Origin of the sequence: Nostoc sp. DedQUE05 (assembly GCF_034530955.1) — a bacterium.
Classification (GTDB): Bacteria; Cyanobacteriota; Cyanobacteriia; order Cyanobacteriales; family Nostocaceae; genus Nostoc.
Genome location: NZ_JAVRCB010000060.1, coordinates 32824 through 44861 on the forward strand (window position 1 = coordinate 32824; position 12038 = coordinate 44861).

13 protein-coding genes are annotated in these 12038 nt (G+C 39.4%); 2 read left to right on the forward strand and 11 right to left on the reverse strand.

The features are described 5' to 3' along the window. Positions 1-45: 45 nt before the first annotated feature. The 4 genes from RMZ42_RS31085 to RMZ42_RS31100 all read right to left on the reverse strand — a co-directional run bounded on the left by RMZ42_RS31085 (position 46) and on the right by RMZ42_RS31100 (position 4219). The gene (locus RMZ42_RS31085) at positions 46-1266 is read right to left on the reverse strand and encodes an MFS transporter (RefSeq protein ID WP_322675035.1); all 1221 of its coding nucleotides are present in this window, start codon (positions 1264-1266) and stop codon (positions 46-48) included. A gap of 402 nt (positions 1267-1668) precedes the next feature. Beyond that, positions 1669-2463 (reverse strand): hypothetical protein, encoded by a 795-nt coding sequence (locus RMZ42_RS31090; protein ID WP_322675036.1) that lies wholly within the window; start codon positions 2461-2463, stop codon positions 1669-1671. A gap of 476 nt (positions 2464-2939) precedes the next feature. Further along, on the reverse strand, positions 2940-3335 hold the full coding sequence (locus RMZ42_RS31095; protein WP_322675037.1) for a TIGR02588 family protein: 396 nt from the start codon (positions 3333-3335) through the stop codon (positions 2940-2942). Continuing rightward, on the reverse strand, positions 3332-4219 hold the full coding sequence (locus tag RMZ42_RS31100) for a TIGR02587 family membrane protein (protein WP_322675038.1): 888 nt from the start codon (positions 4217-4219) through the stop codon (positions 3332-3334). The genes RMZ42_RS31095 and RMZ42_RS31100 overlap by 4 nt, the downstream gene beginning before the upstream one ends. Positions 4220-4800: 581 nt before the next feature. Between RMZ42_RS31100 and RMZ42_RS31105 the strand changes: the two genes are divergently transcribed. Then, on the forward strand, positions 4801-4983 hold the full coding sequence (locus RMZ42_RS31105) for a CsbD family protein (protein ID WP_322675039.1): 183 nt from the start codon (positions 4801-4803) through the stop codon (positions 4981-4983). Positions 4984-5328: 345 nt separating this feature from the next. On the opposite strand, the gene RMZ42_RS31110 is transcribed toward RMZ42_RS31105, so the two are convergent. Beyond that, positions 5329-5661 carry a hypothetical protein gene (locus tag RMZ42_RS31110; protein ID WP_322675040.1) on the reverse strand — a complete coding sequence of 111 codons (333 nt, stop codon included), beginning with the start codon at positions 5659-5661 and terminating at the stop codon, positions 5329-5331. Between the two features lie 77 nt (positions 5662-5738). On the opposite strand from RMZ42_RS31110, the gene RMZ42_RS31115 reads away from it, so the two are divergent. Beyond that, positions 5739-6134 (forward strand): hypothetical protein, encoded by a 396-nt coding sequence (locus tag RMZ42_RS31115; protein WP_322675041.1) that lies wholly within the window; start codon positions 5739-5741, stop codon positions 6132-6134. Positions 6135-6336: 202 nt separating this feature from the next. Here the strand turns inward: RMZ42_RS31115 and RMZ42_RS31120 are convergent, their stop codons facing one another. The 6 genes from RMZ42_RS31120 to urtA all read right to left on the reverse strand — a co-directional run bounded on the left by RMZ42_RS31120 (position 6337) and on the right by urtA (position 11595). Continuing rightward, a complete protein-coding gene (locus tag RMZ42_RS31120; protein WP_322675042.1) occupies positions 6337-6741 on the reverse strand; it encodes a type II toxin-antitoxin system VapC family toxin in 405 nt (134 codons plus the stop codon). A 17-nt stretch (positions 6742-6758) separates the two neighbouring features. Then, positions 6759-7040, reverse strand: a complete 282-nt coding sequence (locus tag RMZ42_RS31125) for a hypothetical protein (protein ID WP_322675043.1) — start codon at positions 7038-7040, stop codon at positions 6759-6761. Between the two features lie 108 nt (positions 7041-7148). Further along, the gene (gene urtD / locus RMZ42_RS31130; protein WP_322675044.1) at positions 7149-7895 is read right to left on the reverse strand and encodes an urea ABC transporter ATP-binding protein UrtD; all 747 of its coding nucleotides are present in this window, start codon (positions 7893-7895) and stop codon (positions 7149-7151) included. Then, positions 7870-8988, reverse strand: coding sequence for an urea ABC transporter permease subunit UrtC (urtC, locus tag RMZ42_RS31135; protein ID WP_322675045.1), 1119 nt, complete (start codon positions 8986-8988; stop codon positions 7870-7872). Before urtC ends, urtD begins: the two co-directional genes overlap by 26 nt. Positions 8989-9015: 27 nt before the next feature. Then, positions 9016-10176 carry an urea ABC transporter permease subunit UrtB gene (urtB, locus tag RMZ42_RS31140; RefSeq protein WP_322675046.1) on the reverse strand — a complete coding sequence of 387 codons (1161 nt, stop codon included), beginning with the start codon at positions 10174-10176 and terminating at the stop codon, positions 9016-9018. Positions 10177-10278: 102 nt separating this feature from the next. Next, positions 10279-11595, reverse strand: a complete 1317-nt coding sequence (gene urtA, locus RMZ42_RS31145) for an urea ABC transporter substrate-binding protein (protein WP_322675047.1) — start codon at positions 11593-11595, stop codon at positions 10279-10281. Between the last annotated feature and the right edge of the window lie 443 nt (positions 11596-12038).

The following is a 12038-nucleotide window of genomic DNA, read 5'->3' on the forward strand; positions in this document are numbered from 1 at the left end:
TACAAGGCTGTTTCAAAAAATTGTTAAACTTTGAAATCAAGATTGTCAGGCGATACGTTCTGTTTTTGATTCAGATGCACTTTTCATTACTCGAAAACTAAGAGTTAAAGCTACTAGCATTACTAAAAATCCACTCAAAAAAGGAGCAGAATTTCCAAATTTCATAAAACTCACTCCTGCCCATGTTGGCCCAGCGATGCGTGCCAATGCAGAGCAAGAACTGGCAATTCCTAATATTTGTCCTTGTTCTTCTGGGGCTGTCATCTGGGAAATCAAGCTGTTCAATATTGGTTGACTAACACTAATTCCCCATGCCACAAGTGTGGCGGCGACTAATAATAAAATTAAGCTTTGCGAGAATCCAATTAACAGTAATCCTAAACCTAATCCTAATATCCCCAAGATAAGTAACTTTATTTCACCTAATTGTTTCTTGAGAAATCCGATTAGTCCTCCTTGAATGATTGTGCTGACAATCCCCATGAAGGCAAAAAGATAACTAGCTTGTTGAGGCCCCCAATTTAATTGCTGCTTAGACCATAAAGCTAATGTAGAGTCCATAGCTGCAACAGCAAAGGTGACTAAAAAGTAGATGCCAACAAGTACACAAAACTGCGATCGCTGTGACAACTGTAACAAGTTTAGGGATTGCTGACGGTGGCGATGAAGTTGGATTTTGGCTTTAGTCTCAGAATTTAGAGATTCTGGAAGTAATATTAAAGCACAAAGAAATGCCAATAAAGATAATCCGGCTGCAAACAATGACGGTAGATGAAAGTTAGCGTTGTTCGGATCTGACCCGATTAGAAGACCTCCAATCGCTGGGCCGAGAATGAAGCCAAGACCAAAAGCTGCGCCGATTACACCCATGCCACGAGCTCGATTAGTTAGCGTAGTAATATCTGCTATGTACGCCTGAGCAGTGGCAATATTCCCTGACATAATCCCAGCTAGACTACGAGCAATAAACAAAATCCATAAGGAGTTGGCAAAACCTAAACCTGCGTATGCAATTACCGAACCGAATAAAGTCAGTAATAAAATCGGACGGCGACCGTAGCGATCGCTAAATCTGCCCCATAATGGTGCAAATAAGAACTGCATTAAAGAATAAATAGCTACAAGTAAAGTCGCTTCATTAGGTTTTGCACCAAATTGTTCGGCATACAAAGGCAGTATCGGCAGAATAATTCCGAAGCCGAGCAAGTCTATAAATACAGTCAAAAATAAGACGAATATAGCCCTGCGATTATTTTTACTCTCCATCTGGGCAATGCCATTTTATAAAAAAGATGTGTAACTTGAATTAGCTTTCTGCACAGCAGGGAATGCTCGATCGTAAAGACCTATTGAATACAACCAGTAATCAGTACAAGCAAAGTGTATGAATTTCAGTGTGATTGAGCAAAATAGCATGGAACAAACCCATAATAAAAATCAAGCCAATAATACTACTAATGAAAGCAACAATAATTTCGTGCTTCCGTATGGCTTTTTGTATCTTAGCGTCTATGATATTTTCTAATTCTTTGTATAACATTGAGTTGAACTTGGTTAAAGACAATAATTATCTGAAACTTACGTTACTTACATAAGTTAGAGTATGTCCGAAATCTCTAACTTATGTCTAACTTATTAAATGAAAACTATTTCAATGCAGTGCGAGTGTCAAGAACTTTTACGTCGTTTCAAAACACCACCTGAAATACCAAAAGCTAATATCGCTAAGGTATAAGTTGGTTCGGGAGTTGCAAGAATACTTACCTGATTAATAGCCAAGCCGTATTGTGGAGCAGAACTGCTAAAAACAAGCCGTGAGATGTTTGGAGTATCACTACGAATCCCCAAGAATACTGCCGAATTATCTAATGCTAAGGACGAAATATTTGGAACTGAGAAAGTACCTAATAGGTTATTAGCTTTATCAAAAGCGGCGATCGAATTTTCAATTTTCAATTTACTAGTGTCTACAGCTATCTGAGTTCCAGCGCCAAAAACCGGCTGGGCAAAACTAATCGAAAAAGGCCCGCCGTTTCCCTGAGTACCAGGATCGGGAGTACCGGGAGGAAGAGGAATAAAACCTGTTGGGTCTATACCTCCGAAGAGAATAAAATCACCTAGAGCGAAGTTACTCCGAATGCCAGGTGGAGGTAAAGTTTGAAAAACAAATGGTGGAGTAATTTGAGGCTTATTAGTTGGAGTTATATTTATATTCAAGCCTAAACCACGTTGCGATGTTGCTGAAAAAGAGTTAGGTAGAAAAGCCGAAAAATCAGGGGCAGAAGGATTAAAGACTTTACCTAAACTTTCCCAATTAACTTCATCATTGCCTCCTAAACCAGCGCGGTCAGTTACTAAAAATGTAGCGGCTTTAACTGGTAATGGGAGAACCGTTATTATAGCTGCGATCGCTGAAAAATATTTTACAGATAACTTAAATAATTTATTTATCGTAACTTCCACAAAGGTTTCTCCTTAATTTTTTAAGATAATATCATCAAATGCAACAATTAAATATTCACGTTCAGACAATGATTTGCTCAGATCGAGAGAGTGAAAGCAACTGCTGCGATCGCACCGACTGAGCTTAAATGTTTCATTACCGCCATTACTAACCAACTTGTTATTGTTTTCTCCAGCATCAATCAGGTTATTTCCAGATTAGTAGAGATATTATTGCCTCCACGAGTAAAAATATACTCGTCACTACTACCTAGCAAAAAGTTATCGTTAGGGGAGTACCAGCAACGATAGATATAAAATATACCTTTATAGTTTTGTAGATCAAATGTATTCGATCGTCGTAATAGTCCCATATTACAACGATCGCAATTATAAATTTCTGATGAAATATACTTAAAAATAGTTAATCCGATTTTATATCTCTGGCGAGAGAAAAAAATACGATTACCTATTTCTTAAAATTATATGTCAGTACCTTATGGCAATTTATAGCTACCAACACGTAGATTTAACTGACCTTGGCGCGGGTTATGGCTGAATATAAATGCGCCTTCTTCGCTTTCCCCACTAGATAAAAAGTCGATTTGTTGCTCTCCTGTTTCTGTAACTTTGCCGTCAATCATTAACTCAGCTATAATCTGAACTGACTCAGCTGTATCTCCTCCATTATTCACAACTTCAAAAGGAACATAAAACTGGCTATTAATTTCTCGAATTGTTTGTTTTTTAGTGACAGAAAGGACGGGAGGTTGATTTTTTTCGTTCAGCCAAGTGTAGCCTACTAGAATCACAATAGTTGCTAGGATGAATGAGGCGATGCTGAATGTTATCCACTCAGCTATTGAGCGCTTTGGTTGTTCTGTTTTAGTCATATTGCTAACCTTCCGGCTGCACCACCAATGGTTGCGGGTAAACCCAGTATCAATGTGTGATCTAACCACATTGTCCAGGGGTCGCTAAAAGTTAATTTTTGAAAGAACCACAGCATAAAAGCGCCTGCTAGCAATGATACTAAGTAGGACATAATAGTTTCGCTCGATGGTCGTTGAAAAATTCCCTTTTGCTCTTTACGTTTTTGCTGGTTAGAAAAACCTGCCTGAAATACAATGCCATAAGAAATCAGCAAAGATGCGGCGATCATTGCCAACTCCCAAGGTGGAGAAGTTGCGGCTGCAAGCATAGGAATTTCATCTGTGGGAGCGATGTTAAATGCAATTATCGTTGCACCAATCAGGGTTCCACCCACATCCACAAAAGTGGCGTGTAACTCATCACCTTTGTTCTTGGTTGTGTTATTTTCGCGATCGCTTCCTTGTCCTTTTCCATTAGTGTTTTCAGTCTCTCCCAAAAACTGATTCGCTAATGCTACACCGAGAGCGAAGGGCACACTTTCAAAGATAATTTTACCTAAAGATTCCTTTAGGGAGGTTTCTGGTGCCAATTCTCGCAATAGTAACAGCACAAAGGTAGAACAAGCTATGCCGATCGCGATCGCTTCGATGGTATCGATTGCGGCTTGATGAGCAAGGCCTGTATATCTGCGTTTCCGAAAGCCTTCTGTATAATTGAGCAAGTAAACCACAATAAACATTAATGCGATCGCCGTCATGATAAATTGTGCTTTCGCCAGCGATCCAATCCACCAAACCTCCATTGTGTACAGCAAGGGTATGCCAAACAAAAAACCTCCACAAGCACCTCGAATGATGTCATTAATCTCATTCTTCCAGATATTTTTTTGACTTTTCGTTGGCACTCCTTTATTTTCCTTTTATTTAAATTTTGTTTTAATTTATAGTTCATTTATTGGCGAAAAAGTTATTTGTTTAATATATATAAATTTTATTTATCAGATTTTCATGTTTTGTAATATCTGCTACAGTACCGATCGGCATCTATCTTAAGATAATATAATTTACCAAAATATTCTCTCGGTTGATGGAAGTAAAAAACAATACATAACTGTTAGATTATGTAATAGCTTTAGGGACTTACAAGTAATAAGATAAGCAATATTTTATTACTTGTAGGGTGAGCGTCTTACCCGTTCCGTGAAATGGGCGGGCTTTTCGTCCCACTTTGCAAGTAGTAGTAATTTATCTATGACTTACGCAAGTGTCACAAAAAAATCGGATTTGTAGTTTGTAGTAAGCGGCTCTAGCCCTTATATTGAGGACTAAAGTCCTCTCTTCTCTGCGAGAGGCTACGCCAACGAGACGCTGCGCGTAGCTTGCTTCCCCGGAGGGGTACACTACGAACTGAAAATAATATCCCAGTTGCGTAAATCCTGTTATCTTGCGAGTTCTCTGAATCAACTACAAGCTGGAGATAAAAACCATGAGTGTCGAAAAGAGAATAGAAGCGACTGTAAAAAATATTGAAGGAAAAATTCAAGAGATTGTGGGTGAAGTCACAGGTAATCCACAAGATAAAACTGAAGGACAAGCAAAGCAAGCTGAAGCCCAAATTGGTCACACCGTAGAAAATATTAAAGACGAACTGAAAAAAGTTTTAGAATAATTTCGCTAGTCTAGTACAAATAGCGATTTTAACGATGAGTAACTCCTAAATTTGTAACTTGATTGCTCCACTTTCTATAAGTTAGTGGGGTTTTTTATGGCGTTAAATCTGAAAGTATAGGAATCCATTTTGATTCCTGAAATTATTTGCGTAGGCAGGGAATAGGTAATAGGGAACAGGGAACAGGGAAGAAGGAATAAAAGTAGACCTCTTGCAAAAGTGCTTTTTGCAAGAGAGGGGAAAAGGGTAAAGGTTAAAGGGGAAAGGGAAAATAACAAACCTTTCCCCCTTTCTCCTTCCCCTTTTCCCGACAAATGCCAAGAAGTGTAGTGTACTGAGTTTTTTTCAAAAATCAAATACTCTCAAGTCTGTAGCGACTACTCTCAAGTCTGTAGCGACTACTCTCAAGCCTGTAGCGACTACTCCCAAGTCTGTAGCGACTACTCCCAAGCCTGTAGCGACTACTCTCAAGTCTGTAGCGACTACTCCCAAGTCTGTAGCGACTACTCCCAAGTCTGTAGCGACTACTCTCAAGCCTGTAGCGACTACTCTCAAGTCTGTAGCAACTACTCCTAAGCCTGTAGCGACTACTCTCGTGTTTTCTACCTCTTGCCCTCGTAAATGAGTAATTATATACCGGGATATTACTGGTATAAACGAAAAATTTTGCGATCGCAATTTGCGATTTACCCTGAACCAGAATCGGGTTTAATTGAGGCAAGCTAGTTCTAGAAATATCTTAAAAGAGCAAATTTATGTCTCGTCAAAAACGTACATCCCGCGTTTTAGAAAAAGCTGAATTAAGAGCATCTGGAATGAAATCGATTATTCCAAGCATTAAATTTGAAGAAGATTATACTTTAGAAAAACTGATTGATTCAATCGAACAGTTACGTAATAAAATTGATGTTCATAATAGCGCTCTGGCTATAGTTGACTCTACTTTAACAGAAGTTGAAAATATGGAAAAAAACTTGAAGCAGCTTTCTGAGAAAATGTTAATGGTGGTTGCTATTAAGTACGGTAAAGACAGCGTTGAATATGAAATGGCGGGTGGTGTTCGTAATAGCGATCGCCTCCGCAAAATGAGAGCGAGCCGCTTAAAAAATATTGCAGAGCAAGCATCAGATAAAAATGAGAAAACTGCATAGAAAATGAGATAATATCATTTTGGATTTTGGATTTGAGATTTTGGATTGAACAATCTAAAATCTCAAAGGTGTTTCTACTTATGCTGAAGCAAGCTTTTTATCACAATTGGGATGTCCACAATTTTCTATTTGTTCGCCAGACATTAGAAATTTCTATGGAAGATATAGAGATGAAAATTTCATACAGAGGTGCAGCGCAGTGTTAGCCTGCTGACCGCAATAAACGAGTAAAACCTTCTTGCTCAAAGTGTTTATCAGTTGTTAATGCCTCTATAATTCCTTGCCTACGCATTAACACAAAGCTTACAGCATCACATAATGAATAGGTTTTATCTTGTCTTGCTAACAATAAATCTATTGCTTCTCGATGTAGCCGCTCATCAACCCATACAATTTGAACGTTTGAATTGTTGATTAGTTCAAGGCTATATGAGAGTACAATTGAACGGGAAAAACCTCGAACCAATGCTAGAGCCACTAATTCTGCTAAAACATAGTTGTGCGTAAGCCGACTTCTGCTTGTAGTAGCAATCAGTTCAACTGCCCTTTCATGTTGTGGCTCATCTTTATGGAGAAAGCAGAGCAATCCTGACGTATCAAGCAGCATTATCTACATTCCAATGCTTAAAAATCATTGGCATAAGCTTTTGCCAAGTCAGCATCAATGCTTTCGTTATCTATACCTGTGGCATAACCCAAGCTAATTGCACCTGCATAACTAAGTAACCGTTGACGTGCTTCTTCTGGCTGAACTTCTGGTTGTAGCTTTGCACCAGTCAGAAGACCATGCTGCCCATCAAGAGATGTCACAATCAATTCTGCTACCGAAAGCCCGATGGCATCAGCTTGCTGCTGCAAAGCTGCATAGACATCATCACTTAATTCCAGTGTTAGCAGTTGGCTCATAAGAATAAACGATTTCAACTAAAGCTAGGGCAATTATAGCTTTTTCCACAAATACTCGGTCACTAAGCTTGTGACTATAGTATATCTAAGCCTTGTAGAGCTAAAAATTTAGTCTTCCTGTTTTCCCAAATATACTTCAATCACACGAGAGTCATTTTGCACTTCTTCAAAATTACCTTCGCACAATACCGAACCTTCATGTAATACTGTTACTTTCTTGGCGATTTGACGCACAAATTCCATATCATGTTCAATTACTAAAATTGAATGACTCTGCGCTAGTGCTAAAAGTAGTTCGCCGATGTTGTAGGTTTCTTCATCTGTTAAACCAGCAACGGGTTCATCAACAAGTAATAAATCAGGTGACTGTGCTACTAACATCCCAATTTCTAAACGTTGCTTTTCTCCGTGAGAAAGTAAAGCTGCTCTGATATCGGCTTTCGGAGTTAAACCAATGGTTTCTAATAATCCTTTAATATTATTCTTTTCCACAGCATGAGAAGGTTCAAACAAAGTAGAAAATACATTTTTCTTCTTGTGACTGGTAATTTCTAGATTTTCGCGTGGTGTTAAATTCAGGTAAATTCGAGGTGTTTGAAACTTGCGCCCAATTCCCAATCGGGCAATTTTATATTCAGGTAAAGAACGCAGGTTTTTACCTTTGAATAAAACTCGCCCTACGGTTGGCTGAACTTTCCCCGTAATCACATCTAGAAACGTTGTCTTTCCCGCACCATTTGGGCCAATTACGACTCGTAATTCACCCACATCCATACTAAAGTTAAGCTGGTTTAAAGCCTTAAAACCGTCAAAGCTAACAGTTACATTTTCAGTTTCCAATATTTTCGCGTTCATGTTGCACTTCGGGGTCTTCTTCTAAAGTGGGATATGTAGCAATTTCTTGACGACGGTGGAAAAGAGAAATATTCTGACTGCGCAACCATCCCACAATGCCGTCAGGAAGGACTGTGACGACTATCAAAAATAGTGCGCCTTGGAAAAATAGCCAGATTTCGGCAAATTGTTCGCTTAAAAAAGTGCGGGCATAATTGACTAACAAAGTTCCGACAATCGCGCCAATTAAAGTAGCGCGTCCGCCTACTGCTACCCAAATCACCATTTCAATCGAAAAGGCAATATCCATTGCTCTGGGTGATACAGAACCACTCTGGATGGTGTAAAATGCTCCTGCTATACCTGCGATCGCACCGGAAACTGCAAACACCAATACCTTAAAATCTGTAGGGTCGTAGCCAGAAAATCTTACCCGACTTTCATCATCACGAATCGCTATCAACAACCTCCCAAAGCGTCCAGTTGTCAACCAGCGACAAATTCCGTAGGTGGCTGCGAGAAACACTACCGTCAGCGTGTAGAAAATAAACTGCGTCTTGGCATCGCTCACCGTTGCCCCAAACAAAGTTGTAAAATCTATCAGTCCGTTCGTGCCGTTGAAAAATTGTTGTTGACCGTTAAAGAAGTTGAAAAATACAATCGTTCCGGCTTGAGTCAAGATGGAAAAATAAACTCCCTTGAGGCGATTTCGGAAAACCAAATATCCCAACAATCCCGCCAATAACCCCGGAATTAATACCACCAAAGCTATTGTTAAAGGAAAAGAATAAAAAGGTTGCCAAAAGGCGGGAAGTTCTGTAACCCCATAAAGCCCCATGAAATCAGGCAATTCTCCAGTAGGGACTTGCAGCTTCAGGTACATTGCGATCGCATATCCACCTAAACCAAAGAAAATACCATGTCCCAAACTTAGTAAACCAGTATAACCCCAAATCAAATCAATACCCAAAGCTGCGATCGCCAGCGATAAAAATCGCCCCAACAAATTCAGACGGAACTCCGACAGCAGCAGTGGCATAATGATGATGAGGAAGAGTGCGATCGCGATCGTCACCCCCACCTCAATTAATAACCCTCCTCCCCTCTTCCTCATTCTCTGCGTCCTCTGCGTCTCTGCGGTTTAAACATCAACAGTACGTCCCTTCTGCGGAAAAATTCCCCCAGGCTTCCACTGTAAAAACACAATAATCAGCGCAAATACCATCACCTTCGCCATACTTGTCGTTGCAAAAAAAGTAAAAAAATCAGTCAAAGGTTTAACAGGAGTCAACAACAAAGCCAAAGTCCCAGAACCAATTAAAAAATTAGCCGTACCAATACCCAACGCCGCCACAATCGTCCCGGCTAAATTGCCCACACCCCCAACGACAACCACCATAAAAGTATCAATAATATAGTTTTGTCCCGTATTTGGCCCCACAGAACCGAGTAAACTAATTGCACATCCCGCCACACCAGCTAAACCAGAACCCAGTGCAAAAGTAATCGCGTCCACCTTTTGAGTTGGGATACCCAAACAAGCACTCATACTCCGGTTTTGCGTCACCGCCCGAATTCTTAAACCCCAGCTAGAACGTTGTAAAAATAAGTAAATTCCCGCCACACAGATTATTGTTAAAGCAATAATAAATAATCTGGCAAAGGGTATTTGTACACCACCTAAAGATATCCCTGCTTGTAACCAAGTCGGTGCTGTTACATCTACATTTTGAGCGCCAAACCAAGGTTGAGTTACTGCTAACTGATAAGTTTGACTCAATAAATTGCCCGTTGTGATTGTCACCCCCAGCGATAATAAAAATATCACCGCCACAATCCAGTTACGAACCCTTCCCAAATCAGTGCGAGAATTTAAAATCCATAAACCTCCAAAAAACAGCAGAGAAAATAAGCCGATACCAATTATCAATACCCAATTCACACTGCGGACAAACTGTTGAAAAATTAAACTTACTCCCCAAGTTGCTAGTAAAGTTTCTAATGGGCGTCCATAGAGATAACGAATCACACCTTTTTCTAAAATTAATCCCACACCTGCCGTGAATATAAATGCAATAATCAAAGCCAAAAATATATAGACTTCAAACCACACCCCACCCAATTGCTTACATACATTTTGCACAACAAATGTTGTATAAGCACCAAACATCATCAATTCACCATGCGCCATATTAATCACGCCCATCAAGCCAAATATAATCGCCAACCCCAACGCCGCGATTAATAATACCGCGCCAATACTAATACCATTAAATACAGCTTCTAAAAATCCTGCTAACACTTATTTCTCCTTATTTGTCATTGGTCATTTGTCATTCGTCCTTTGTTATTCACCAATGACTAATGACTAATGACTAATGACTAATGACTAATGACTAATGAATTAAACTTTCTTGTACTTACCACCCTTAGCAGGGTCACTCCAGTCACAAGCAAATCCTTTAGTTTCTTTCACAAATTGATTCCAAGGAACCGGCTCAACTGCTGTTGGAGTAGCATAGACAATATCAAATAAACCATCTTGTCTAACTTCACCAATCCGCACAATTTTAGATATGTGATGATTGGTATCCATTGTCACTTTACCTTCAGGCGCATCTAAAGTTTGACCATAAGCCGCAGCGCTTACCTTAGCTATGTCTGTAGTACCAGCTTTTTGGACTGCTTGTTTCCACAAATAAACTGCAATATACGCAGCTTCCATTGGGTCATTTGTCACCCGATTTTCACCGTACTCTTTTTTGAAAGCTGCTACAAACTTCTTATTAGCAGGTGTGTCTATTGTTTGAAAATAGTTCCAAGCTGCATAATGACCTTTGAGATACTCTACACCAATTGCTTTCACTTCTTCTTCGGCAATACTTACAGACATGGAGGGATATTTATCTGGTGTCAATCCAGCCCCTTTTAATTGTTTGAAGAAAGCAACGTTGCTATCACCATTTAAGGTGTTGTAAATCACGCCACCATTAGGCAAATTTTGCTTGATTTTAGTGATAATTGGTGTAACTTCTGTGTTACCAAGAGGTAAATAATCTTCACCAACTGTTTTTCCGCCTAAAGCTTCTAGTTGAGCTTTAATGATGGTATTAGCTGTCCGGGGAAAAACGTAGTCAGAGCCAACTAAGAAGAATTCTTTGCCCTTATTTTTTAACAGCCAATCAACAGATGGTTCGATTTGTTGATTTGGTGCAGCGCCAGTGTAGAAAATATTTTTAGAACACTCTTGACCTTCGTATTGCACGGGATACCAGAGCATGTGGTTTTTGCTCTCGAATACTGGCTTAACGTTCTTGCGGCTAGCAGAAGTCCAACAACCAAAAACTACAGCGACTTTATCTTGATCGATTAGCTTAGTTGCTTTTTCTCTAAAAGTATCCCAGTTAGAAGCGCCATCTTCGGTAATTGCTTCAATTTGTTTACCTAAGACACCACCAGCTGCGTTAATTTCTTTGATTGCTAATTTTTCAGCATCAACAACGCTTTTTTCACTAATAGACATCGTACCACTCAAAGAGTGCAAAATACCTACTTTGATCGTGTCACCAGCAGTAGCCGCAGCTGGGGAAGCAGCAGGAGGTGCGGCTGGACTCTCTGTAGCAGTTGGAGAATTATTCGCGCAAGCTTTCAAAAAAAAGCTGCTGCCAAAAGTTAAAGAACCGTAGATTATAAACTTGCGTCGGTTAAATTGTCTTCTCATCTTTTTATGAATTTTCCTCTTGATGAATCAGCCAACTTAATAGAAAGCTGACAATATCAAACTTTAAAGTGTGATAATAGTGCGATAGTTTACTAGTAAAAAGTGACGACTTATACAAAAATCTTTGTTTTTGTAATAAAAAACAAACTTTTTAAGATTAAGCTTTATTAACTTTATAAAGATTCTCATATCTATGCAACACGTTATGGAAGAACAAAAGCTTTCTCTTCCAGAAACGTCTTTGATTCTAGACAGTTAAAAACTGCTAAGTATCTAGGCATAAATAAATTTCAAGTTTGTAGTAAGGACTTTAGTCCCGATAATCCTTGCTCTGAGCGATAATATCATGTCCGCCAAATTACCCATAATAAAAGAACCCCACCCCCAACCCCTCCCGAAGAGCGGGGAGCAGGGTGGTTTCATACAAAGAAAGAAAAAACTTT

What these genes read in the sequence shown, in the direction of transcription:
- RMZ42_RS31095 (WP_322675037.1), bottom strand. Translation starts at nt 3,335, where the DNA reads ATGACTAAAACAGAACAACCAAAGCGCTCAATAGCTGAGTGGATAACA.
- urtD (WP_322675044.1), bottom strand. Translation starts at nt 7,895, where the DNA reads ATGAACGCGAAAATATTGGAAACTGAAAATGTAACTGTTAGCTTTGAC.
- urtA (WP_322675047.1), bottom strand. Translation starts at nt 11,595, where the DNA reads ATGAGAAGACAATTTAACCGACGCAAGTTTATAATCTACGGTTCTTTA.
- urtC (WP_322675045.1), bottom strand. Translation starts at nt 8,988, where the DNA reads ATGAGGAAGAGGGGAGGAGGGTTATTAATTGAGGTGGGGGTGACGATC.
- RMZ42_RS31120 (WP_322675042.1), bottom strand. Translation starts at nt 6,741, where the DNA reads ATGCTGCTTGATACGTCAGGATTGCTCTGCTTTCTCCATAAAGATGAG.
- RMZ42_RS31105 (WP_322675039.1), top strand. Translation starts at nt 4,801, where the DNA reads ATGAGTGTCGAAAAGAGAATAGAAGCGACTGTAAAAAATATTGAAGGA.
- RMZ42_RS31085 (WP_322675035.1), bottom strand. Translation starts at nt 1,266, where the DNA reads ATGGAGAGTAAAAATAATCGCAGGGCTATATTCGTCTTATTTTTGACT.
- RMZ42_RS31125 (WP_322675043.1), bottom strand. Translation starts at nt 7,040, where the DNA reads ATGAGCCAACTGCTAACACTGGAATTAAGTGATGATGTCTATGCAGCT.
- RMZ42_RS31115 (WP_322675041.1), top strand. Translation starts at nt 5,739, where the DNA reads ATGTCTCGTCAAAAACGTACATCCCGCGTTTTAGAAAAAGCTGAATTA.